Genomic DNA, 24,325 nt, shown 5'->3' with positions numbered 1-24,325 from the left:
GCGCTACACTTTCGCCCTTTCAGCACACCGGAGTTGCCATGTCTTACAGTTGCCCTCTTTGCCACGCGCCGCTTGCGCGCCGCGATAATAGCTTTATCTGCCCGCAGCGGCATCAGTTCGATCTGGCGAAGGAAGGGTACGTCAATTTGCTGCCGGTACAGTTTAAGCGCTCCCGCGATCCAGGCGACAGCGCCGAAATGATGCAGGCGCGGCGAGAGTTTCTCGATGCGGGTCATTACCAGCCGCTTCGTGAGGCGGTCAGCGCTTATCTGCACACCTTCGCGCCAACGGATTTACTAGATATAGGCTGTGGGGAAGGCTACTACACTCATGCCTTCGCCGCTATCGTCGGCCGCTGTTGGGGACTGGACGTGTCGAAATCGGCGATTCGCGCGGCGGCAAAGCGCTATCCGCAGGTCAGCTTTTGCGTCGCCTCCAGCCAGCGATTACCGTTTGAGGATGCAAGCCTGGATGCGATAGTGCGTATTTATGCCCCCTGTAACGCGCTTGAACTGGCGCGCGTTGTCCGTACCGGCGGCTGGGTCATCACCGCGACGCCGGGACCTCGTCACCTGATGGAACTAAAAGGGTTGATCTACGACGAAGTGCGTTTGCACGAGCAAAACACGGAAGCGCTTGAGGGTTTCACGCTACGTCATCAGCAGCAGTTGGCCTATCCGATGCGCCTCAAAGGCAGCGAGGCGGAAGCTTTACTGCAAATGACGCCGTTTGCGTGGCGGGCAAAACCGCCGGTTCGGGAAACGCTGCGCCAGCAGGCGCTATTCAGCTGCCAGACCGATTTCATGATTCACTGCTGGCAGCGCGACGCTGAGGGTTAGCCGGCAAAATGGCTCCAGAGTATTTGGGCGCCGATGCCGATCAGCACGATACCGCCGAGGATTTCCGCCCGTTTGCCGAGCAGCGGGCCGATAAAACGTCCTACCATAATGCCCAGCGTTGACATTATCAGCGTCGCGCAGCCGATAGCCAGCGCGGTGGCGATAATGTTGACCTGCAAAAACGCCAGGCCAACGCCGACGGCCATAGCGTCAAGGCTGGTGGCGAAAGCGGTGGTGACCAGCAGCCAGAAACCGTGACGGCGCGGAGCTTCACACTCCTCGCCATCGCCGCCGCGAACCCCTTCGATAACCATTCGGCCGCCGAGAAATACCAGCAATACAAAGGCTATCCAGTGGTTCCACTCGAGCACGAACTGGCTGGCGAGCATCCCCATTCCCCACCCGAACAGCGGAGTGAGCGTTTCGATAGCGCCAAAGATGAGACCGGTGCGCAGGGCTTCGGAAAATTTAGGTTTATGGAGAGTCGCGCCTTTACCAATAGAGGCCGCGAAGGCGTCCATGGACATGCCGAAGGCAAGAAGAATTGTAGCGGATACATTCATGAGAGCGTCCTGACCGGGGATAATCCATATGACACATCGCCGCCCCCAGTAAAAATACGCAGCCCATCCTGAAGATGAGGCGCCGCGTACAGCAGCGATGCGTCTATGGTCTCGCCTGATTGAAGACGTTCTTCTTCAACCCGCACGTGCCACGTTTTGCAACGAGTATGTTGACACGTACATTTTCCGACAGGCAGAAAATTGGCTACTCCCCAACGACGGGCGCAACCTTAACATAATTTTAGAATATAAAACAATAACAGAATCGCGTTATTTTAATAACCAAATGATAACGATTTTCATTTGAATTTAGAGGTGAATGATTCGTTAATAAATATCGTTGAATTAAGCGGCTGAAATATAGCTATGGCTATGTTTCAGCCGCCGGGAAATGATTAAATATAGCGTAAGCTATATTGTTAACTCATTGAGTGGAAACGAGAAGTTTGTATATCTTTTCCAGGTCGTCGATATTTCGTACGCGGATCAGCAGGCGACGTTGTTCTAATTGCATCACCAGCACCCCGTCTTCTGATAAATTCATCTCTGTAATACGCTTATATTCAATCCAGATATTGGCGAAAAAAAAGCCCTGCTTTTTGAAGATGATTTTGGGCGAGCGGATCCAGAAAAGATATAACCCCATTAAGGCCAGGGCAGATAATAACCAGGTGGTGATAAGTTCGCCATGATTAGCGATGTTGTTATAAATCAGAATGGCAATAAGACCGACGAAGATAATGCCATCGACGCGATTGCGGCGGAGCAGGGGGATTGCCAGCAAAACGGGGCCATTGCGGCGCGGCATGATGAACTGGTCGTAAACCGCAAACGCGAACAGTACAAGAATAAACAGGATTAACACCAGGTCCGTGATTGTCATCCATCCTCCAAATAAAAAAGCCGGGGGCAAGCCCCCGGCGCACAACGTATTGATTACTGGCCCAGCAGGCCGACTGCGTAGCCTGCAATACCGATGACGAAGAAGCCAACGATGATCCACAGGGCGTTAACTTTCTTACGCAGCAGCCACATACAGGCGAAGGTCAGCAGCAGCGGCACCAGTCCCGGCATCAGCTGGTCAAGGATAGTTTGCACGGTGGTCACGCGCGTCTGGCCATCCTGACCGGTGATGGTGGAGACCACCAGCGGAATGTTGACGTGCGTCCATTTGTTAACCAGCGCCCCCATGACAAACAGGCCGAGAATAGACGCCCCCTCGGTCAGTTTCTGCAGGAAGCCGCCGCCCATATCTTTAACGATGTCGATACCTTTACGGTAACCGTACGCTACGCCGTAATAACGGGTCAGCAGACGCACCGCGTTAAACAGGATAAAGAACAGCAGAGGCCCGAGCAGGCTGCCGCTCATCGCGATACCGGCGCCGAGTGCGGCGAATACCGGACGAACGGTACCCCAGAAGATTGGGTCGCCTACGCCAGCCAGCGGGCCCATCAGGCCAACTTTGATACCGTTAATAGCACCATCGTCAATCTCTGCGCCGTTAGCACGCTGCTCTTCCATCGCCAGCGTAACGCCAAGAACCGGCGCTGCAACGTACGGATGGGTGTTAAAGAACTCAAGGTGACGTTTAATCGCCTGTTTACGCGCATCGTTGTTCTCCGGATACAGGCGACGAATAGCCGGTACCATGGAGAAGCAGAAGCCCAGCGCCTGCATACGTTCGAAGTTCCATGAACCCTGGAACAGGTTAGAACGAATGAACACGCCACGAATATCACTCTGAGTCAGTTTTTTCTCGGTGGTATTTTTAGTCATATCAACCATTTCGCTCACCTGTTAGTCCAGTTCGTTGTCGAGATCGTTATTACCAGCAGCCTGCACAGGCGCACCCGCTACGCGGTTATATTTCGGGCTCAGCTGGATGTAGAGCACCGCCATCACGGTACCAATGACACCCAGAGCGACCAGGTTGAAATCGGTGAACGCGGCGGTAACAAAGCCCAGATAGAAGAACGGCATCAGGTAGCCTGCGCGCATCATGTTGATGACCATCGCATAACCGACAACCACGATCATGCCGCCCGCGATGTTCAGACCGCCGGTGACCACTTCTGGAATGGCGTTCAGCATGCCCTGCACTTCGCTGGTGCCCACGGAAATCGCCACGATAACCGCCGGAATAGCGATACGCATGGCCTGCAGGAACAGAGAGGAAACGTGTAGCCAGGATATGGCCGTCAGGTTTCCGTTCTCGGCGGCCTTATCCGCCGCGTGCTGGAAGGCAACGGTGATGGTACGAACGATAATGGTCAGAACCTGGCCTGCCGCAGCCAGCGGGATGGCCAGCGCGATACCGGCACCGATGCTTTGATGGCCGGCGATAACCAGAACGGTAGAGATAATAGATGCAAGGGCGGCATCCGGCGCAACGGCCGCACCGATGTTCATCCAGCCCAGGGCGATCATTTCCAGGGTACCGCCGATAATAATACCGGTTTTCATATCCCCGAGAACGGCGCCAATCAGCGTACAGGCCACCAGAGGACGGTGGAACTGAAATTCATCAAGTACCGACTCCATACCCGCAATACACGCGACGATGAACACCAGCACAATCTGAAGAAAGGTAATCTCCATTGCACTTCTCCTGTTGATTAAGTCTTAAGTTGAAAATTGCGTTGCGATCTGCGGGGTGACTTATTTCACCTTGGCGATCAGATCCATCATTTTCAGTTTCTGGTCGGTGGAAACTTTGCGGGCTTCCAGTTCGATACCGCGGGCGTTCAGCTTTTTGAACGCTTCGATATCTTTTTCATCGACCGAAATGGCGTTGTTCACCTGCGTTTTGCCCTGACGGAAAGCCATACCGCCGATGTTGACGCTGGTGATTTTCACGCCGCCTTCAACCACGCGCTCAACGTCCGTTGGGTTAGTGAACAGCAGCATAATGCGCTCGCCTGCGTATTTGGGGTTGTTATAGACGCGGATCATTTTCGCGACGTCTACAACGTGGGCGGTAACGCCCGGAGGAGCAACCTGAGTCAGCAGCGTTTTACGTACGGTATCCGCCGCAACTTCGTCGCTGACGACGATAATGCGGGAAACGTTGGTTTCTTTAGTCCAGCGGGTGGCGACCTGACCGTGGATTAAACGGTCATCGATACGCGCAAGCCCGATAACCATGTAGTCGTTTGGACCCATTGGTTTCAGCGGCGCAGCCGCTTTCGGTGCAGCAGCCTGAACCGGAGCAGGGGCGGCCTTTTCCACCGGCTTCGCTTTCAGGGCCTTCACGCCTTCGCGACCGGTTTCCACCGCCAGGGCAACCAGCTCATCGAACGACGGGTTATCGTCGCGCGCCATCAGCGTTTCGACCAGCATCGGAATATTAACGCCCGCGATGACTTCATGATGTTCTTTATCGACGACAATGCGGCTGGCAGCGTTAAACGGACTGCCTCCCCATGTATCGACGAGAAATAACACGCCTTTTGCTGTATCCAGCTTTGCCAACTGAGCGTTGTACTTCTCGATCAACGTTTCTGCGTTTTCGCCAGGAACGAAATCGATCCAGCCAACGTTTTCCTGTTCGCCCAGCAGCATTTCTGCCGTTTTTAACAGCTGTTCTGCAGCCCAACCATGTGTGCCTATTACAATAGCAATCGTCACTTGCTACCTCCTTTATAATCGTGAATGCATCATCTGTTGTGATACATCCTGAATCACTCTTGCGAACAAAATCGATTCAGTAAGGGTGTAAGATATAAAGTAATTACTACAGCGAATTATTTTAGACAGTGAAAAAATAATTAATGTGATGAAGCTCCGCTAATTTTGCATCGGTTGGTAATTATTTTGCAGCGCAAAAAATAGTCTTAGCTATTGCAAAGACAGGTAAATTTTTTCCAATATTGCTCTATATTTTGCTATGTTTACGTTCCGTTTAATCACTCAGGAGTATAGGGCATAGCCCGCTATATGGATCGTCACCGACGCCTTTTCACCTTCCGGCATTCGTCTGCCGCCATCACCTGCTACGTTTTTTCACCAGCAACAAGTGTCTCGTCTGTGCATGACACAGCGATGACTACGCCTGTCGTTAACTGGAGCTGCTCATGGAATTCTTAATGGATCCCTCTATTTGGGCCGGTTTGCTGACGCTTGTCGTCCTTGAAATCGTATTGGGTATCGACAACCTGGTATTTATCGCCATCCTTGCCGACAAGCTGCCGCCAAAGCAGCGGGATAAGGCGCGCCTGATCGGCCTTTCGCTGGCGCTGTTTATGCGCCTGGGTCTGCTGTCGGTCATTTCGTGGATGGTGACGCTCACTAAACCGCTTTTCAGCGTTGCCGATTTCTCGTTTTCCGGACGCGACCTGATCATGCTGCTCGGCGGGATATTCCTGCTGTTTAAGGCGACCACTGAACTTCATGAACGGCTGGAGAACCGCCAGCATGACTCCGGTCATGGTAAAGGTTATGCCAGCTTCTGGGTGGTCGTACTGCAAATCGTGGTACTGGACGCCGTGTTCTCGCTGGATGCCGTGATTACCGCGGTCGGGATGGTTAACCATCTGCCGGTGATGATGGCGGCGGTGGTGATTGCGATGGCGGTGATGCTGCTGGCCTCGAAGCCGTTGACTAATTTCGTCAACCAGCATCCGACAGTGGTGGTACTCTGCCTGAGCTTCCTGCTGATGATCGGTCTGAGCCTGGTCGCGGAAGGTTTTGGTTTCCATATACCGAAGGGCTACCTGTACGCCGCGATTGGCTTCTCGATTACCATCGAGTTCTTTAACCAGATTGCGCGTCGTAACTTTATTCGCCACCAGTCGACGCTGCCTCTGCGCGCGCGTACCGCCGATGCGATTCTGCGTCTGATGGGCGGCCGCAAACAGAGCGCTGCGGCACACGATAGCGATAACGCCTCGGTGGTGCCGGTACCGGAAGGTGCGTTTGCGGAAGAAGAACGCTATATGATTAACGGCGTGCTGACCCTGGCCCAGCGTTCGTTGCGCAGCATTATGACCCCGCGTGGGGAAATAAGCTGGGTGAACGCCGAGCAAAGTGAAGAAGAAATTCGCCGTCAGCTGCTCTCTTCGCCGCACAGCCTGTTCCCGGTATGTCGCGGCGAGCTGGATGAAATCATTGGTATCGTGCGCGCGAAAGAGATGCTGGTGGCGCTGGAAGCCGGTGAAAATGTTGCCGCACTGGCGTCGGCTTCGCCGGCGATCGTGGTCCCGGAAACCCTCGACCCGATTAACCTGCTGGGCGTCCTGCGCCGGGCTCGCGGTAGCTTTGTCATCGTCACCAACGAGTTTGGCGTGGTGCAGGGCCTGGTGACGCCGCTGGACGTACTGGAAGCGATTGCCGGTGAGTTCCCGGACGCCGACGAAACGCCGGAAATTATCATTGATGGCGACGGCTGGCTGGTGAAAGGTTCAACCGATGTGCATGCCTTGCAGCAGGCGGTAGGCGTCGACGATCTGGTCGATGAGGACGAAGATATTGCGACGGTTGCCGGGCTGGTCATTGCCGTCAACGGCCATATTCCCCGTCCTGGCGACGTGCTGGAACTGCTGCCCTTGCAGTTCACCATCGTGGAAGCCAACGACTATCGCGTCGATCTGGTACGCGTCGTCAAGCAGCGCCAGTATAACGACGAAGAAGAGTAACCTTTGTGCCCGTCGGTTTCATGCCGACGGGCTGTTTATTACCGCATTTCCCGACGCTTTTCCGCCGCCAGCCACTGCGGAAAGTCCTCTACCGGCATAGGTCGGGCATAATAATATCCCTGCAATAAATCGACGCCGTTGTCGCGCAGATAGGCTTCCTGCTCCTGGGTCTCGACGCCTTCCGCTACCATCACTATCTTCAGCCGATGGGCGAGAGCGATGATCATGTCGGTCACCGTTGCGTTGACGCTATCGACACCAATCGCGCCGATGAAAGACTTATCAATCTTCAACACATCAGGACGCAGTTTTTCCAGCCAGGAAAGAGAGCTGTTGCCGGTGCCGAAATCGTCGATGGCCAGCTTTACTCCCTTAAAATGGAGATGTTCGGCCATATGGTGATCGCCATCCTGGAGCACGTCGCGTTCGGTGAGTTCAACCACCAACTGCTGTACTGGATGGGCGCTAAACCAGTAATGATGCAGATCGCGCAGCAGTTCGCCATTCGCGAAATGGCGGGCGGCGACGTTAATGCTGATGTGAAACTGTTTATCCTGCGGAAAGAGGGCTAATTTATGGGCCGTTTGCGAAATAACGTAGCGGGTCAGGGGCAGTATCAGGTTATAACCTTCGGCGATGGGGATAAAGACATCCGGCGAAATAGCGCCTCTGCGCGGGTTATTCCAGCGCAGCAAAATCTCCACGCCGCAGCATTGCCGGGTGCGTAAGTCCTGCAGGGGCTGGCACCAAAGCGTGAACTCGTGGGCGGCGATTCCAAGGTTAATTTCCCGGGAAAAGCTCATTCTTCCCGCGGTCGCCAGCCACGCAATACCGGTCATCAACAGGCTGATTATCAGCGCCAGGGGCAGTTCGCCCGGTAGCTCATTGAAGGCGACCGCTGAGGCGCCCGGCCCGCTGACGCTAATCGTGAAAGGAAATTCCGTCGAATGCTGGCGATAGATGATTTGCTCGCCTGGCAACGCTTCGTGATCGACCAGCCCGGTGCCGCTAATAAAGCTTTTTTCACCGACGCTGAGGCCAATTCCGGTAATTAACGCCGATTTTGCATTGAAAATTAACTCGCCCAGCAGCTCGATATTAATCACCAGCAGCACGCCGTCGTCACCGCTAAGCGAAGCGGGATACCACTGGATGAGAACCGGCGTTCCCTTGAGCAACGAAGAGTCGTAGCTGAAAGTAAGCAGCGGGTGACTGGTCGGCAAGGCGGGCTGTAACTGGTGCACCGGAATATTTCGTTGACCAAAAATACTGGAGCAGTACAGTTGTTTCGACTGCACCAGGGCGATGGATCGCACCGTCTGTAGCGACGCCGCCAGCTTACGTAACGTGAGATGAATTTCCTGACAGGGCTGGTTTACCAGGTGCAGCAGGGGGGCGTGCTGTGCCGCCAGAGGCCGCAGGATATTATCCATGGCGGTCACCATTTTATTGGTGCTGATCTGGACGCGCTGCTGATTTAGGCTACGCTGCGAAATAAATCGTATTACTAATGTCGTCGTTAGCGTAAGTAGCGCGACCAGCAAGCAAACCAGAATGCGTTTCCTGCGATAGGTTGTGATAACTTTTTGTGCAGTCTGCATGCGCGACGCCCTGTCGGCTAAAAGTGTTAATGAGAGTAACAGCCGTTATAGAGCAAGTGTAGTGGGCGCAGATAATATCGAGAGGAAAAAGAAGAATGCGCCCGTGGGCGCATTCTGTTGAGCAATGATTAGTCGCACTGAACTTTGATTGCCAGGCCGCCGCGCGACGTTTCCCGGTATTTGGCGTTCATGTCCTTACCGGTCTCATACATCGTCTCAATGACTTTATCCAGCGACACGCGCGGTTCGCTGGTGCGGCGCATAGCCATCCGACTGGCATTGATGGCTTTGACGGAAGCGATGGCGTTACGTTCAATGCACGGTACCTGCACCTGGCCGGCCACCGGATCGCAGGTGAGACCAAGGTTGTGTTCCATGCCGATTTCCGCCGCCACGCAGACCTGCTCGGGGCTGGCGCCAAGGATTTCCGCCAGACCTGCAGCGGCCATCGAGCAGGCCACGCCGACTTCGCCCTGGCAGCCGACCTCAGCGCCGGAAATGGAAGCGTTCATTTTATACAACGTACCGATAGCGCCAGATGCAAGGAAGTAACGAATATAGATATCCGGGCTGACGGACTCGATAAAGTGGTCATAGTAAGCCAGGACCGCCGGCACGATGCCGCAGGCGCCGTTAGTCGGTGCCGTGACCACGCGGCCACCGGCGGCGTTCTCTTCATTCACCGCCAGCGCGAACATATTGACCCAGTCCACCACGTTCATCGGGTCGCTGGAGAGTTTATCGCTGGCAACCAGCATCCGCCGCAGCGCCGAGGCGCGACGAGGCACGCGCAGCGGGCCAGGCAGTACGCCTTCGGTGTTCATGCCGCGGTCGATGCAGGCGCGCATGGTCTGCCAGATATTAGCAAAATAGTCTTCAATCTCTTTTTTGCTGTGCAGAGCCAGCTCGTTCTGCATCACCATGCCGGACAGCGACATGCCGGTCTCTTTGCAGTAGCCCAGCATCTCCTGGGCGGATTTGAACGGATAGGGTACGGAAAGTTCGCTGGCGCTCTCTTTGCCGAAATGCTCTTCATCGACGATAAAACCGCCGCCGATGGAGTAATAGGTTTTGCTGTAGATTTCTTTCTCGCCAGCCCAGGCATGAATGGTCATCCCGTTTTCATGCAGCGGCAGGTTGTCGCTACGAAAACGCATGCCGTCATTCTGCGGGAAATCGACCTCATGCTGCCCCTGCGCCAGCAGCAGGCGTCCGCGCGTTTCAACGTCGCGAATAAATGCCGGTATCGCGTCAATATCGACCGTATCGGGCTGATTGCCCGCCAGTCCCATAATAATAGCGATATCCGTATGGTGGCCTTTGCCGGTTAATGACAGTGAGCCGTAGACGTCAACCGCCACGCGCGTCACTGTATTAAGCAATCCCTTTTCGACCAGGTCATCGACGAACTGTTTACCGGCCTTCATCGGCCCTACAGTGTGGGAAGATGAGGGGCCGATCCCCACCTTGAACATGTCGAATATACTAATCACGCTAACACTCCTGACAGGGTTGTCGCGAGTGCGACAACGATGTAATCACTGCGCATAGTGTAAGAGGGAACCGGGTCATCAGCTTATGTATTCACATGAATTAAACTAATGGATAACCGCGGATTTACTAATGCTGTGAACCCGCGCTATTAAGTATATACCCTGGAGAATTCGAGTTGCAGAAAAGCTAGCTTACACGCAACCTGAAGTATGGCGGGTAGCGCTAAGGACGAGCGCCTATCTGCAGCGCCAGCTCGCGAATAATACCGGCGGTCATTCCCCAGACAAAATAATGCTGGTACCAGGATAGCCAGACGCGATGCGAATTGCCGCGGCGATGGATATCCAGCGGGTGATAGCGTCCCAGCCGCAGCGCTTCGGCCAGCGGCATTTCGAAGACCGCAGCGACTTCATCCTGGCTGGCATGATAGTGCAGGTCAGGTGGAATAATCCCTACCACCGGGGTGACCTGAAAGCCGGTGACGCTATCCACCGGCGGCAGAACGCCGATGACCTCAACCGACTCTGGCGGGATCGCGACCTCTTCCTGCGCCTCGCGCAGCGCGGCGGCGATCAGCGTCGCATCGCTGCTATCTACCGCGCCGCCGGGGAAAGCGACCTGACCCGCGTGCTTGCGCATCAGCGGCGAACGCTGGGTTAGCAGCAGCCCAGGCTGCGGGCGACGTACAATCGGGACCAGTACCGCAGCCTGACGCTGGTTAAGCGCGCTGCGCGTGGGCTGCGGGCGCAGAAGCTGAAAACGCGAAAGGAAATCGTCAAGTTCGAGGGCGCTGTCCGCCATGTGCTAGCTCTCCAGTTGCTGCAGGATACGATTAACTTTATCAAAAGTTTCCTGATATTCCGCTGCTTCATCGCTATCGGCGACAATCCCGCCTCCGGCGGAGCAGTAAAGCTGCCCCTGCCAGGCCGTCAGCGTACGGATGGTAATGCTGGTATCCATATTGCCGCAGAAGCTGAGATATCCGATGCTGCCGCACCACGCATTGCGCCGCTGCGGCTCCAGCTCATCGATGATCTCCATCGCTCTGACCTTCGGCGCGCCGGTAATTGAGCCACCGGGAAAGGCCGCGCGCAGCAGGTCGGCGGCGTGCAGATGGGAAGGCAATCTGGCGGTCACGGTGCTCACCAGGTGATGCACGGCAGGGAAGGGCTCCACCACAAACAGTTCGGGCACCCGGACGCTACCGGGAGTGGCAACCCGGCCAATATCGTTGCGCATTAAATCGACGATCATCAGGTTTTCGGCGCGGTCTTTTGGCGAGTTCGCCAGCTTTTGCGCCTGCAGCGCGTCCTGCTCAGGGTCGGTCAGCCGGGGGAGCGTCCCCTTAATCGGCCTGGTTTGAATTTCGCCTTGCCGGAGCTGAATAAAGCGCTCGGGCGACAGGCTTAATACTGCCCCTTCATCCAGGCGAATAAAGGCGCTGAACGGCGCGCGATTGGCGCGGTTAAGCTGACGGAAGGCCTGCCACTCATCCCCACGATAGCTTGCCGTAAACCGCTGCGCCAGGTTGACCTGATAGCAGTCGCCGCTGTGCAGCCAGGCCTGGATCTGGCGAAACTTCTCGCCATACTCTTCGCGGCTCATATTTGAGCGCCACGCTGAGGTCAGGGTAAAGGTTTCGGCGACAGGCTCTGCCTGTGCTTCCAGCCATGCCAGGCGCGCCTGCGGATCGTCATAGCTGAATAACGACACCTCCCGACGCTGGTGATCGACGATCAATGCCCAGTCGTAGATCCCCACCGCCATATCCGGCAGCGCGATATCTGCATCCGCTCGTGACGGCAGAGATTCAAAGCGGCGGCCCAGATCGTAGCCGAACAGCCCCAGCGCGCCGCCGAGAAACGGCAGATGCGGATGAGGCTGCGGATGCAGGTTGAAGCGCGCCAGCTGCTGATGCACGAGCGTGAGCGGATCGGCGTCAGAGGTGATGACGGTTTCCCCCTCGTTGATGATGGTCGTTTGACCACGCGTTACCAGCGTGGCTCGCGGCTGGGCGACAACAATATCAAAACGATTATGCGGATGTTCGGCAAAGCCGGAATGCAGCAGCATCGCCCAGGGCCGGGAACTTAAGGAGCTAAAATAGTATTCAGCGGCATCCGGACGCCAGGGCAGGGAAATCATAGCGGGGGACAACATCGTCTTCTTCAATCCTGATCGTTACCGCCCGCTGGTATACAAGAGGACGGCGTGAAATAATTACGCCCCACAATGTAGCAGGAGTCAGTCATGTTTGCAGGTTTACCTTCGCTGAGCCACGAGCAACAGCAAAAAGCAGTGGAAAGAATTCAGGAGCTGATGTCCCAGGGCATGAGCAGCGGCCAGGCTATTGCTTTAGTGGCCGATGAACTGCGCGCCTCCCATACCGGCGATCGGATTGTGGCGCGCTTTGAGGATGAAGACGAGTAAACTCCCTCCAGTTGAGATCAGGTGCCGCTTTCCGCGAACGGAAAGATCGCATCGGGTCGTTTCCCGGGGGCGTCGTAAAACGTCACGTGCGTCACGCGCTCGCCGCGCCAGAAGGTAATTTGCGTCCCGACTGGCGTATGATTCACTTGCACTTCCGTCAGCGGTGCGCTGTTGGCAAAATCCCACAGGCAGACAAAACGCGCCTGCGGCAGGTGACTGCGTATGACCAGATAGCTGAGATCGTGAGTCGCCGGGTTATCGGGCGCCACTCCCTGCCAGAGTTCACCATCACCGGAAAGCCAGAGCGCAACGGTATCGCCGTCGCGCGCAAAGTGGCGCGGCTGGCAGCCGTTCAGCGGCGCCATGGTTGCATTGGCCATATGCCGCAGCGGTCCGCTGAGCGAAAAGGGCTGCGGCGTGCCGCTCTGATCCAGCGCCTGCGCCGCCAGGTGCAAAGTCCAGTCGAGCTGCTGGCGATGTGGGTTCTCTACGGTAGAGAGATCGATCAGCACCTCTTCAAGCCATAGCAGGCGACGGCGAAAGCGCACATCTCGCCAGGCCGTCGCGTCCCACTCGACGCGGCTATGACTGTCTAGCTCCGGCGGCGGCTTGCCCCAGTCAACCTCGCTGTCCAGCCACAGAGCATCGCTATCCATATGCCAGCCTGATACCTGCGGATTGGCCGGAGGCTGGTTGGTCTGATTGACGGAAAGCGTATTATGGGTGGCGCTGTTTTTGTAGTAGTCGTAGTGCATTTTCGCGCCGTAGCCGGTTGTGCCCATATCCGGGAGCAGCCAGCCGTCGTGATGCCAGAGCATCAGCCCCAGCCTGTCGTAATGATCGTGTTCGCCGCCCCAGGGACTGTGCTTTATCAGCAGCGCCTGCTGCGGGCGCCGCCAGAGAGTGAGCCCCGCGCCTGGCGCAAACAGCGATTGCTGAGGAATGAGCGCCTGCGTCGTTTCAGGCAGCGGCTGGTTGCGCCACAGCAAGGTCTCGCGGACATCAGGTTCCGTTTCAATAAACTGCAGCACGGCGGCGTAGAGCGGGTCACGCCAGATAAACCAGGCGAATTCGTACAGATCCCGGTGTCGCAGCTTTTCTTGTCCGGCGAGGCAGTCGTTGAGGCGAGGGAAGGTTCCGTCCGGCAGTAGCAGCGACAGCGGGAACTTCAGCATCGGCTGATACCAGGGGCCATCCAGCAGGCTCCAGCGAGTGCCGCGCGCCAGTTTTTCAAAGGCAAAAAAGCCCTGCAGCGCGTAGTAGTGGTAGTGAATCGAACCTTCAAACCATAGCCCCTCCGCCAGCAGGCCCTTTTCCAGCTGCCAGCGCAGGCCGTAAGGCTGGTTAACGGCGAATTCCAGCAGGCTCTCATCTTCAAGAACGAAACCGAGAACGCCAAGCGCCGCGCTAATTTTGACTTCGTGATTATGAATCTGCGCAGTGCGGTGCTCGCGTAGAAACGTTGCCGCGCAGCGCAGCAGGTTGTCGCGAATATGCCGCTCTTCGGCGGAGGTTAAGCCGTCGCGAATAAAGTCATAACCCAGCGCCATCTCCAGAATACAGTTGGCTTCGCACAGCGTCTGGGCGTTCATCTTCCCCGGTCCGTTGTTGGGAATATCACCGTGAATTTGATAGCCGGGATAGACGTCAGCGTAACCCATCAGCAGCGTGCGAACTTTATCGCGATACGCCGTTTCGCCGGTCAGCCGCCATATCAGACCAAGCTGCTGACAGGCGCTGGCGTTACGACCGTTCATTTCTCGCCACCATGCGCCGTCCCACGGCTCACCGCTGAAAATTTCGCCATCAACCGGGCAGGCGTGGCGATGAGGCATATCCGCCCGCCACGTCAGCCGCACGCCGTGATGGGGGCAAAAATAGTAGAGGTTCCAGCTGGCGATCCCCGTTTGTGGAATGAGCGCCGTCGCGTCAAGCTGCGGTTGCGCTTCCTGCACCAGCCGTTCAAGCAGACCGCTATCGCCGGCTGCACGTCTGGCAATGTCGGGCCAGAGTCCAGAAAATTGTTTCATTAGCGGTTATCCCTGACCTCTGACGATGGGGAAAGCGGAACAATGAGCGTGGTGATATCGTCGGGATATTTCGCTCTTAACCATTGCGCTTTGGCGCGGAACAGGGGATCTTCCGGCCAGGCATGCGCGGCGGTGGCCATATTGCGCAGCGCTTTCTTGTCGTCCATCTTATCAAGGTCTTTCCAGGGCCATGGCGTATCGCTGTTAATAAACCCGGCGATGTATTGATAGCCTTTGCGCAGGCTATGGTCGTCGAGGGTGAAGTTCCAGATATCGACGCCCGCCTTCTCGCCCAGACGACCCAGTCGGTTATAGGCTTCAAGGTTGAAATTGCTGTAGTGCCACGGACGCGTGCGCTCCAGCTCGCCCATCTGGCGGCCTTCAATGTCGAATTGCCCGGCAATTCGTCGCAGCTGGGTGATGTACAGGCGCTGTTTCGCCTCGTCAGTTTTACCGCTAAACAGGGCGAAGGTCGCGGCCTGCATATCAAAATAGCTGCCGTGGTTGTTGTGCCAGTTATCTTCTTCGAAACCGTTCTGGCTGGTGGTCATCCACTGGTAATACTCGCCAAACCACTGCTTTAATGCGCTAACGTCGTTTTCGTTCAGCGCCTCTGAGGATTGCAGCAGGGCGATAGCATCCACCACCTCTACCAGCGCGCGGCTATCAATAATGCCGATACCGCGTCCGGTATTAATGCCGGGAATGGCCTGGGCATATTGCAGGTTGGGATTCATGCGCGTTTGTGGATCGATAAACCAGCTCTTCAACTGGGCCGCCGCCTTCTGCGCGTAGCGATTGTCCTGGGTGAAGTACCACGCCAGCGCAAGGGTTGATACGTCGTTACTCATCTTCACCAGGCGGTTTTTATCGGTGGCATCGCTATTGGCATCCGGGTTGGTTTGCCCATCCTTACGAATATAGGGCAGTCCGTCTTTCGTATCAGGGTTCGGCCACCAGTAGGGAGGGAAACTATAGTAGTCGTGCTTATCGCCGCTGGCGGCGACCAGGGTTTTATCCATCACCGAGAACAGCGGATGCTTGAGCGCCAGATCGGCTTTTTTTTGCAAAGCCGCTTGCGCCTGCACGAATAGCGGATCTTTCGCGGCAATCTGCTGGCGGCTAAAGGTTAAATCCTTTCCGTCGAGCGTGTACGGCTCAGCGGCATATGAGGAGGCGCTAAGGCCGGAACAAAACAGCGCAATGCCTAACAAACCTCGGCGAGGTATTGAGATCATAGTGATAACCCTTCTGCATAATATGAGAAAAGATAACAACAGAATTATACCTGTCGCGTATTTTAATGACGCATAAAACAGGCGGTTTAATTAAAGGCGAACTATTTGAATATTCGATGGCGTGCAGTGTAAAAGACAAAGTGATTTTTTTTGTGATATCCATCAAACTTATTGTCATGGATAAATAATGGCGTTTTTAATGCTGCCGCCGTCACACAATTTCGCCTTTTTCCAGATTTTTTGAATGTTTTAACAAAATCAGTAAATTTATAATTTATTGATATTATTCGATATTTTATTTGTGTCACCTTTTTTGTCACTTCTTGATGTGATCTGCTTCTATTTTTTGATTTTTGAAACGCGATTTCTTTTTAGTGTGGTTGTATTGGGAAATACATTTCTATCTAATGAAGAGAAATATTTCTTACGTCTGCTTTATTAACGTCTTAGCGATATTCAAATACCTTGCTGTGTATTAATTAAGAATTTAATTACCTTTGTGCCCTACAATAAAGGATATGCCATCATGTCTGCCAATAAATTACGTTCACTATTACTTCTCACCGCACTCGGGCTCGGCGTTAGCCAAAGCTATGCGGCTACCACCCTCAACGTTTGGATCCGCGCCAGCAACGACTCGAAAAATATCTACAAACAAGAAGCGGAAAAATTTGAAGAATCAACCGGTATCAAAATCGCGTATTTCAACGCCACTACCGACTTTGAACAGCGGCTGGCGCGCGCCACGGCGGGCAACGCCTTACCCGATCTGATTTTTAACGATGCGGCTTCGCTGGGGCAGTTTATCCAGCTGGGTATTGCCGAAGAAATTGACCCGCAAGCGATCGCCGGCGGCGACCAGCTATTCCCGACGGCCTGGAAAAGTACCCGCTATATCGACGGCAAATACTACGGCGTACCGACTTCAGCGCAAACCTTCGCGCTGTTCGTACGCAAAGACTGGCGTGAAAAACTGGGGCTGCCGCAGCCTAAGAGCTGGGATGATATCCAGACCCTGGCGAAAGCCTTCACTACCCAGGATCCCGACGGCAACGGCAAAAATGATACCTACGGCTTTATCGTTCCCGCCTCCACGACACGCGGCTACGCCAGCTGGTTTATGAGCAGCTTTATCTGGCAGGCGGGCGGTGATTTCGTTAAAGAAGAGAGCGGAAAGTTCAGCGCCTCGCTCAATACGCCGGAAGTGGCTCAGGCGATAACCTTTATGCGCACCATGATGTGCGAAAAAGTCACCCAGCCGGGGGCGATTAACGCCACCACCGCCGACGTTATTCCATCCTTCCGCTCAGGGCAAAGCGGCATGTTCTTTAGCGGCCCGTACCATATCGCGCTGTTCGATAAAGATCCCGGTAAAGACAATTTTGAAGTGGTTCCGGTGGTGGGGCCAAAAGGCGAAGCGACTCTCGCGGAGGGCACCACGGTCTTTATGATGAAGAGCAGTAAACAGAAAGAGGCGGCGCGTAAATTTATCGAATTCATGATCTCGCCGGAAGGCCAGGAGATCGGCATGGGTAAAGGCAGCCAGCATATACCGGTGGTGCGCCTGCCGGTGAATAAGAACGTCGACGTCAAAGCCGTTTATCAGGACGCCCGCTGGGAAACTTTCGCCAGACTTTACAATGAACAGGGACGCTACGTGCCGCAAATTCCTAACTGGACGCCGGTGCGCCAGGTGGCCGCCGACGGTTTTAACCGAATTTTTGCCGACTGCAGCAGCGATATCGCCGCTGAGCTGAAAACTATCGACGGCAAGGTGAACGCTGAGCTGAAAAAACAAAACGTGCTGGCTAACTGAGGACACAAGTGATGACGCTGCATGAGACGAAGTCCTCGCCGATAAAGCAGGCCGCTTCGCCTGACTCAACCGGATGGCTGAGCGCAAAGCGTAAGCGGGCGCTGATCCCGTGGCTGTTTTTGGCGCCTGCGCTGATTATTTTCAGCTGGTTTAAGTTTATCCCGATGATTCAGGGTCTGGTGATGAGCTTTTACAAGGTCAACTTTAATCAGCCGAACGAGTGGGTAGGACTCGATAACTTCACCCGCGCTTTTGCCGACGCAGAGTTGCACGCGGCGGTGGTGAACACTTTGCTGTACGTGGTGGTAACGATGTTCGCCGCGGCTATCCTGGCCTTCTTCCTCGCCATGCTGCTGGAAGGCCCGGCGCGCCATCTGCGCTTTATTCGAACCGCCATCTTTTTACCCGCGGTCACCAGCGCGGCAATCGTCGCCGAAATGTGGCGCATTTTGTTCAACCCGACGCCCAATGGAGTGGTTAACCACATCCTCAGCTGGTTTGGCGTCGCCGATCAGGGCTTCCTTGCCAGCTCCGATCAGGCGCTGGGGGTCATCATGCTGCTGCATATCTGGAAAGCGGTGCCCTACAACATGGTGATTTTTATTGCCGGTCTGGCGGGGATCAGCCGCGATTTATACGATGCGGCGAACGTCGACGGCGCCAGCTGGTGGAATCGTCTGCGCTACGTCACGCTGCCCGGCATGATCCCGGCGCTCTCGGTGGTGCTGATGCTCTCCTTTATCCGCGGTTTCCGCGTGTTCGCCGAGGTGTACGCCACCACCGGCGGAGGGCCGTCTAACGCCACGGAAATGGTGATGACCCATATCTACAAACTGGGTTTTGAGCAGTTTGACTATGGCTACGCCTCGGCGGTGTCGTTTCTGCTGTTCACCTTCACGGTTGTATTAACCCTCTGTCATCTGACGCTGAAAAAACGTATCGCACGTTACTAAGGAGCCGCGATGTTAAGTAAACGTTGGGATACAGCAGGGCGCTGGTGCATTTACGCGCTGCTGCTGATTGTCTTCGTCGGGCCGTTCTGGGGCATCGTGGCCACGGCCTTCAGCGGTGCGCCGGTGAAGCCGGGCGAGCTGCTGGCCTGGCCGAATCAGTTCTCGCTGGAAAACTTCATCTTTGCGTGGATGGATATCGGCGTCTGGCAGTACCTGCTGAACTCTATCCTGGTGGTGTTCTTCGGCACCGTTCTACAGGTGTCGGTCAGCGCGCTGGCGGCGTATGCCCTGGCGCGGAAAAAGTTTCGCGGCGTGGCGCTGGTGAGCCTGGTGATTTTGTCCACCATGATGCTGCCGGAAGAGGTCATCGCCATTCCGCTGTACATGATTATTAACTGGCGACTGCCGCTGATCGATGCCTCGCTCTACAACAGCTACCTCGGGATGATTTTGCCGGTGGTTGGCTGGGCTTTCTCCATCTTTGTCCTGACCGAATTTATGTCGGCGATACCGAAAGAGCTGGAAGAGGCGGCGCGGATAGACGGCGCCAACGAATGGCAGATTTTCTTCCATGTGATTCTGCCGCTGGTGAAACCGGCGCTCGGTACGGTAGTGACGTTCGGCTTCATTATGATTTGGGACCAGTACCTGCTGCCGCTGATTGTGGTTAACCAGGACAGCCTGAATACTATTCCGGTGATCCTCGGCACGCTGCGTACCGATGAGAGCATCACGCCGAACATTTTTATCGCTATTACGCTGCTGGCGATGCTGCCCAGCATCATCGTCTATCTGGGTCTGCAAAAACATTTCAACCGCGGGATTATGTCCGGCGCAGTCAAAGGATAAGGAGTGACCAATGGGATCTGTTGTACTGAATAGCGTGCGTAAATCGTATGGTGATGCGCACGTCATTAAAGACGTGTCGCTGACTATCCCGGACGGTGAATTCTGCGTTCTCGTTGGCCCCAGCGGCTGTGGGAAATCAACCCTGCTGCGCATGATCGCCGGCCTGGAGGAGATCTCTGGCGGCGAGGTGCATATTAACGAGCGCAACGTTAACGAGGTAGAACCGAAGCTGCGCGATATTGCGATGGTGTTTCAGAGCTATGCGCTCTACCCGCAGATGACGGTGCGTGAAAATATGGGTTTTGCCCTGAAGATGGCGCGCCTGCCGAAAGCGGAGATTAATCAGAAGGTTAATGAAGCCGCTGCGCTGCTGGGGCTCGAACCGCTACTGGAGCGCTTGCCGAAGGATCTCTCGGGCGGCCAGCGCCAGCGGGTGGCGATGGGGCGGGCGATCGTGCGTAAGCCGCAGGTGTTTTTGTTTGACGAACCGCTCTCCAACCTCGACGCCAAGCTGCGAACCCAGGTGCGCGGCGAAATTCGCGAGCTGCATCGCCGGCTGAAAACCACCTCGGTGTACGTCACCCACGATCAGATTGAAGCCATGACCATGGGGCAGATGATCGTGGTGCTGCGCGATGGGCGCATTGAGCAGGCGGGGACGCCGCTGGAGTTGTACGACCGGCCGGCGAATCTGTTCGTCGCTGGTTTTATCGGTTCGCCGGAGATTAATCAGCTGTCGGGCGTCGTGGTTTTGAACGGCAGCGCCACCAGCCTGCGTCTGAAAGATGGCTCGCTGCTGGCTTTGCCCGCTGGCCTTCAGGTGGCCGACGGTCAGCAGGTGGTGTACGCCATTCGCCCTGAGCAGGTCAACGTCGTCCACGAAGCGCGCGACGATGCGCTGGCGGCGAAGGTGACGGCGGTGGAGAACACCGGCTCGGATATGCAGCTCTTCTGCGATACCGGCGGCGGAGCGTTTACCTCGGTGTTCAAACAGCGTCTGGCTGTAAAAGAGGGCGATAAGATCTGGCTGCAGCCGAAGCTCTCCGGCGTGCACCTGTTCGATGGACAAAGCGGCCAGCGCATAGCGTGCCGGGAGGAAAACTAAGGTGGCGATGAAGCTGTACACCCTTGACGAAACCTGCCTGGAAAACGCCCGGGCGGGCTTAAAGCAGCCGTTCTCGCCGCTGCAGCTGGCGTTAAGCAAGCTGGTGTCGGAGGCCGACATTCTGCGTCGAGAGGCGCCGGAAAGCGTGGTGCATAAAAAGCTGCGCCCGGCCAGCGGCGACGCGCACGATTACTACAGTCTGGGCACCTACTGGTGGCCGAATCCGCGGCGGCCCAACGGGCTGCCCTATATTCGTCGCGACGGGCATATCAATCCGCAATGTGAAAACAACGATACGGACACCTCGCGCATTATCCGCATGTGCGAACGGTGCCTGACCCTGGGGCTGGCATGGTACTTTACCGGCCAGCGCCAGTATGCGCAGGCCGCGGCTACGCAAATACGCTGCTGGTTCCTGGATGCCGACACGCGGATGAATCCGCATCTGAACTACGGCCAGGCGATCCCGGGGATTGTATCCGGTCGCGGCACCGGGCTTATCGATACTCGCTTAATGTGGATGGTGGTGGATACCATTGGCCTGATCAACACGGCGAGCGTGCTTGATACCGATGATATTATCGGCCTGCACCAGTGGTTCCGCGACTTTAACCACTGGATGTACTACAGCGAAATCGGCCACTCAGAGTACGTCTGGCACAATAACCACGGCACCTGGTACGACGCCCAGCGGACGGTTAACGCGTTATTCTATGGCGATAAAGGGCTGGCGGCGCGGATCATTGAGCAGGGAATTACCCAGCGTATGGCGGCGCAGATTGACCAGGATGGCCGACAAACGATGGAGCTGGAACGCACCATCCCGTTCCACTATTCGCTATTTAACCTGGAGGCGCATCTGCTGCTCAACCGCTACGCCGAACATGTTGAGTTCGATCGCTGGAACACCATCCGCGACGGGCGAGGGGTGAAGCAGGGCATCGACTATCTGGTGCCGTTTATTCGCGAGCCGGAGCTCTGGCCGTACAGCGATCTGCAGGGGATCGTGTGGGATAGCGCGCTGCGCGTACTGCTGCAGTCAGTGCGGGGTTATGCAAAGCAGTCTGCCAGCTATCGTGATGCGCTGAAGTGTGTGCCCCAGGAGACCTTACAGTTAAAGGAGCAACTGATGTGGTGTCCGGGCGGATAGAACAATGCTTCTTGCCTCCCGACGGCGCTGTGCCTGGTCGGCCTGGCTGATATGTAGCCCGATAAGGCGTTTACGCCGCTATCCGGGGAATGCGCCGGATAGCGGCTTTGGCGCGGCTTCTTCCCGGGCGGCGCTACGCTTGCCCGGGCTACGGGGCCTCGGCTGTCTTACACTGCGGCGATGATTTTAATCTCGACTTTATAGTTCGGATTCATCAGTTTCGCCTGTACGGTACAGCGTACCGGCGCATGACCGGCGACGACCCATGCATCCCAGGCCTGATTCATCGCCGCAAAGTCTGCACCGTCGGCGAGGAAAATAGTCGCATCAAGAATACGTGATTTGCTGCTGCCCTGTTTCTCCAGCACCGCATCGATCTGCGCCAGCGTATCAGCGGTTTGCGCGCAGGCATCGGCATCGAGGTTGGACGGTACGCCGGTGTAGTACAGCGTCTGGTTATGAATCACCACATCAGACCAGCGGGCTTCGGCATCAATACGCGTAATGGTCATGTTTATTTCCTCTCTGTTCCGGTTCATTAAGCTGCGGCAAGACTGCCATAATGTTTCATCTGCGTCACTACCTGCACTGGCGAAAACCCCTCCACCCTGACATAATCACTGTCCAAATAACCAGGGGGTAATGTGATCGACGATTTTGCAGCAGACGGCCAGCTGGCCAGCGCGATTGCCGGATTTAAGCCGCGCGAGCCGCAGCGCCAGATGGCTTTCGCCGTCGCCAGTGCAATTGAAGAAACTCGTCCGCTGGTGGTGGAGGCGGGCACCGGGACCGGGAAAACCTACGCCTACCTGGCGCCTGCGCTACGCGCCAACAAGAAAGTCATTATTTCCACCGGCTCGAAAGCGTTACAGGATCAGCTCTACAGTCGGGATTTACCCACTGTCGCTAAAGCGCTGAACTTCACCGGTAAACTGGCCCTGCTGAAAGGGCGTTCGAACTACCTGTGCCTGGAGCGTCTGGAACAGCAGGCGCTCGCCGGTGGCGACCTGCCGGTGCAAACCCTCAGCGATGTCATTCTGCTGCGCTCGTGGTCTAACCAGACCGTCGATGGCGATATCAGCACCTGCGTTAGCGTGGCCGAAGATTCCCAGGCCTGGCCGCTGGTCACCAGTACCAACGATAACTGCCTCGGCAGCGACTGCCCCTTATATAAAGACTGTTTTGTGGTGAAAGCGCGGAAAAAGGCGATGGATGCTGACGTGGTCGTCGTCAATCATCATCTGTTCCTCGCCGATATGGTGGTCAAAGAGAGCGGCTTTGCCGAACTGATTCCGGAAGCGGAAGTGATGATCTTCGATGAAGCGCATCAGCTGCCGGATATTGCCAGCCAGTACTTCGGCCAGTCGCTCTCCAGCCGCCAGCTGATGGACCTGGCGAAAGATATCACCATTGCTTATCGCACCGAACTAAAAGACACCCAGCAGCTGCAGAAGTGCGCCGACCGCCTGGCCCAGAGCACGCAGGATTTTCGTCTGCAGCTGGGGGAGCCCGGCTATCGCGGCAACCTGCGCGAGCTGCTGGCGGATAACAATATTCAGCGCGCGCTGCTGCTGCTTGATGATGCGCTCGAACTCTGTTACGACGTGGCAAAGCTGTCGCTGGGCCGCTCGGCGCTGCTCGATGCCGCTTTTGAGCGGGCCACCGTATACCGAGGCCGCCTGAAGCGGTTAAAAGAGACCAATCAGCCCGGCTTTAGCTACTGGTATGAGTGTACTTCCCGCAACTTCACCCTGGCGCTGACCCCGCTGACGGTGGCGGATAAGTTTAAAGAGGTGATGGCGCAAAAGTCCGGGAGCTGGATCTTCACCTCGGCGACGCTATCGGTCAATGACGATTTGCACCACTTTACCGATCGTCTGGGCATAGGCGACGCGCAAACGCTGCTGCTCCCCAGCCCCTTCGATTATGCCCATCAGGCGCTGCTGTGCGTGCCGCGCAATTTGCCGTTACCGAACCAGCCCGGCGCCGCGCGACATCTGGCGGCGATGCTCAAACCGCTGATTGAAGCCAACGACGGGCGCTGCTTTATGCTCTGCACTTCGCACGCCATGATGCGCGACCTGGCGGAACAGTTTCGCGCCACCATGACGCTGCCGGTTCTCCTGCAGGGAGAAACCAGCAAAGGCCAGCTTTTACAGCAATTCGTCAGCGCCGGAAATGCGCTGCTGGTGGCGACCAGCAGCTTCTGGGAAGGGGTGGACGTGCGCGGCGATGCGCTTTCTCTGGTGATTATCGACAAGCTGCCGTTCACCTCGCCGGACGATCCGCTGCTGAAAGCGCGGATGGAGGATTGTCGCCTGCGCGGCGGCGATCCTTTTGATGAGGTCCAGCTACCGGACGCCGTCATCACCCTCAAACAGGGCGTGGGGCGTCTGATTCGCGACATCGACGATCGCGGGGTCCTGGTTATCTGCGACAACCGTTTGGTTATGCGCCCCTATGGCGCCGTCTTCCTCGCGAGCCTTCCGCCTGCGCCGCGCACACGCGATATCCGTCGGGCGGTGCGTTTTCTTGCGGTGCCGTCGGCGAGGTAATCCGGCGCAAAATGTGGTAAGCTGCGCGCCATTTTGTCAATCTGCTAGAGCGAGAGCGCGACAACC

The 24,325-nt window shown here is 56.1% G+C and carries 21 protein-coding genes; 9 read left to right on the top strand and 12 right to left on the bottom strand.

Annotation, left to right across the window (positions count from 1 at the left end):
• Positions 1 to 38: 38 nt before the first annotated feature.
• Positions 39 to 839 (top strand): 23S rRNA (guanine(745)-N(1))-methyltransferase, encoded by an 801-nt coding sequence (gene rlmA / locus ABLV12_RS26485; protein WP_004103310.1) that lies wholly within the window; start codon positions 39 to 41, stop codon positions 837 to 839.
• On the opposite strand, the gene mntP is transcribed toward rlmA, so the two are convergent.
• The 5 genes from mntP to manX form a co-directional block, all read right to left on the bottom strand.
• Positions 836 to 1,402: a manganese efflux pump MntP gene (gene mntP / locus ABLV12_RS26480; RefSeq protein WP_004103309.1), complete on the bottom strand. Its 567-nt coding sequence runs from the start codon at positions 1,400 to 1,402 to the stop codon at positions 836 to 838. The two genes, rlmA and mntP, sit on opposite strands and share 4 nt — an antisense overlap.
• Before the next feature lie 424 nt (positions 1,403 to 1,826).
• Positions 1,827 to 2,285: a DUF986 family protein gene (locus tag ABLV12_RS26475; RefSeq protein WP_016808290.1), complete on the bottom strand. Its 459-nt coding sequence runs from the start codon at positions 2,283 to 2,285 to the stop codon at positions 1,827 to 1,829.
• Between the two features lie 53 nt (positions 2,286 to 2,338).
• Positions 2,339 to 3,190: a PTS mannose transporter subunit IID gene (locus tag ABLV12_RS26470; protein ID WP_004103307.1), complete on the bottom strand. Its 852-nt coding sequence runs from the start codon at positions 3,188 to 3,190 to the stop codon at positions 2,339 to 2,341.
• A gap of 12 nt (positions 3,191 to 3,202) precedes the next feature.
• Positions 3,203 to 4,003, bottom strand: a complete 801-nt coding sequence (gene manY / locus ABLV12_RS26465; RefSeq protein ID WP_004103305.1) for a PTS mannose transporter subunit IIC — start codon at positions 4,001 to 4,003, stop codon at positions 3,203 to 3,205.
• A 60-nt stretch (positions 4,004 to 4,063) separates the two neighbouring features.
• A complete protein-coding gene (gene manX, locus ABLV12_RS26460) occupies positions 4,064 to 5,032 on the bottom strand; it encodes a PTS mannose transporter subunit IIAB (RefSeq protein WP_023321216.1) in 969 nt (322 codons plus the stop codon).
• 446 nt (positions 5,033 to 5,478) lie between these two features.
• Here manX and yoaE point away from each other — a divergent pair, with 446 nt between their 5' ends.
• Positions 5,479 to 7,038 (top strand): CNNM family cation transport protein YoaE, encoded by a 1,560-nt coding sequence (yoaE, locus tag ABLV12_RS26455; RefSeq protein ID WP_017145648.1) that lies wholly within the window; start codon positions 5,479 to 5,481, stop codon positions 7,036 to 7,038.
• Between the two features lie 38 nt (positions 7,039 to 7,076).
• Here the strand turns inward: yoaE and ABLV12_RS26450 are convergent, their stop codons facing one another.
• The 4 genes from ABLV12_RS26450 to pabB all read right to left on the bottom strand — a co-directional run bounded on the left by ABLV12_RS26450 (position 7,077) and on the right by pabB (position 12,293).
• Positions 7,077 to 8,639, bottom strand: coding sequence for an EAL domain-containing protein (locus tag ABLV12_RS26450; protein WP_004113734.1), 1,563 nt, complete (start codon positions 8,637 to 8,639; stop codon positions 7,077 to 7,079).
• A gap of 128 nt (positions 8,640 to 8,767) precedes the next feature.
• Positions 8,768 to 10,132, bottom strand: coding sequence for an L-serine ammonia-lyase (sdaA, locus tag ABLV12_RS26445; protein ID WP_004103297.1), 1,365 nt, complete (start codon positions 10,130 to 10,132; stop codon positions 8,768 to 8,770).
• Between the two features lie 223 nt (positions 10,133 to 10,355).
• Entirely contained in the window at positions 10,356 to 10,934 is a 579-nt protein-coding gene (locus ABLV12_RS26440; protein ID WP_134882827.1) for a CoA pyrophosphatase, read from the bottom strand.
• A gap of 3 nt (positions 10,935 to 10,937) precedes the next feature.
• Positions 10,938 to 12,293 (bottom strand): aminodeoxychorismate synthase component 1, encoded by a 1,356-nt coding sequence (gene pabB, locus ABLV12_RS26435; protein WP_348867478.1) that lies wholly within the window; start codon positions 12,291 to 12,293, stop codon positions 10,938 to 10,940.
• A 90-nt stretch (positions 12,294 to 12,383) separates the two neighbouring features.
• Here pabB and ABLV12_RS26430 point away from each other — a divergent pair, with 90 nt between their 5' ends.
• Positions 12,384 to 12,563, top strand: a complete 180-nt coding sequence (locus ABLV12_RS26430) for a YoaH family protein (protein ID WP_004103292.1) — start codon at positions 12,384 to 12,386, stop codon at positions 12,561 to 12,563.
• A 17-nt stretch (positions 12,564 to 12,580) separates the two neighbouring features.
• Here the strand turns inward: ABLV12_RS26430 and ABLV12_RS26425 are convergent, their stop codons facing one another.
• Together ABLV12_RS26425 and ABLV12_RS26420 are read right to left on the bottom strand one after the other, a co-directional pair.
• A complete protein-coding gene (locus ABLV12_RS26425) occupies positions 12,581 to 14,593 on the bottom strand; it encodes a heparinase II/III family protein (protein WP_160885956.1) in 2,013 nt (670 codons plus the stop codon).
• A complete protein-coding gene (locus ABLV12_RS26420) occupies positions 14,593 to 15,831 on the bottom strand; it encodes an alginate lyase family protein (protein WP_004103289.1) in 1,239 nt (412 codons plus the stop codon). The genes ABLV12_RS26425 and ABLV12_RS26420 overlap by 1 nt, the downstream gene beginning before the upstream one ends.
• Before the next feature lie 526 nt (positions 15,832 to 16,357).
• Between ABLV12_RS26420 and ABLV12_RS26415 the strand changes: the two genes are divergently transcribed.
• From ABLV12_RS26415 to ABLV12_RS26395, 5 genes are read left to right on the top strand one after another with little or no spacing between them, the layout of a single operon-like run.
• Positions 16,358 to 17,647 (top strand): sugar ABC transporter substrate-binding protein, encoded by a 1,290-nt coding sequence (locus ABLV12_RS26415; RefSeq protein WP_049129244.1) that lies wholly within the window; start codon positions 16,358 to 16,360, stop codon positions 17,645 to 17,647.
• Between the two features lie 11 nt (positions 17,648 to 17,658).
• Entirely contained in the window at positions 17,659 to 18,600 is a 942-nt protein-coding gene (locus ABLV12_RS26410; RefSeq protein WP_004103287.1) for a sugar ABC transporter permease, read from the top strand.
• Between the two features lie 9 nt (positions 18,601 to 18,609).
• On the top strand, positions 18,610 to 19,449 hold the full coding sequence (locus ABLV12_RS26405; RefSeq protein WP_004103286.1) for a carbohydrate ABC transporter permease: 840 nt from the start codon (positions 18,610 to 18,612) through the stop codon (positions 19,447 to 19,449).
• 10 nt (positions 19,450 to 19,459) lie between these two features.
• Positions 19,460 to 20,554 (top strand): sn-glycerol-3-phosphate ABC transporter ATP-binding protein UgpC, encoded by a 1,095-nt coding sequence (ugpC, locus tag ABLV12_RS26400; RefSeq protein ID WP_348867477.1) that lies wholly within the window; start codon positions 19,460 to 19,462, stop codon positions 20,552 to 20,554.
• 7 nt (positions 20,555 to 20,561) lie between these two features.
• On the top strand, positions 20,562 to 21,704 hold the full coding sequence (locus ABLV12_RS26395; RefSeq protein ID WP_004103283.1) for an alginate lyase family protein: 1,143 nt from the start codon (positions 20,562 to 20,564) through the stop codon (positions 21,702 to 21,704).
• Between the two features lie 167 nt (positions 21,705 to 21,871).
• Here the strand turns inward: ABLV12_RS26395 and ABLV12_RS26390 are convergent, their stop codons facing one another.
• Entirely contained in the window at positions 21,872 to 22,216 is a 345-nt protein-coding gene (locus tag ABLV12_RS26390; RefSeq protein ID WP_160885958.1) for a RidA family protein, read from the bottom strand.
• A 132-nt stretch (positions 22,217 to 22,348) separates the two neighbouring features.
• On the opposite strand from ABLV12_RS26390, the gene ABLV12_RS26385 reads away from it, so the two are divergent.
• Positions 22,349 to 24,259: an ATP-dependent DNA helicase gene (locus tag ABLV12_RS26385; RefSeq protein WP_016808280.1), complete on the top strand. Its 1,911-nt coding sequence runs from the start codon at positions 22,349 to 22,351 to the stop codon at positions 24,257 to 24,259.
• The last annotated feature ends 66 nt before the right edge of the window (positions 24,260 to 24,325 follow it).

Origin of the sequence: Klebsiella sp. CN_Kp100 (assembly GCF_040065315.1) — a bacterium.
Classification (GTDB): Bacteria; Pseudomonadota; Gammaproteobacteria; order Enterobacterales; family Enterobacteriaceae; genus Klebsiella; species Klebsiella oxytoca.
The sequence above is the reverse complement of the archived record's forward strand: the minus strand, read 5'-3'. Positions and strand labels throughout refer to the sequence as shown.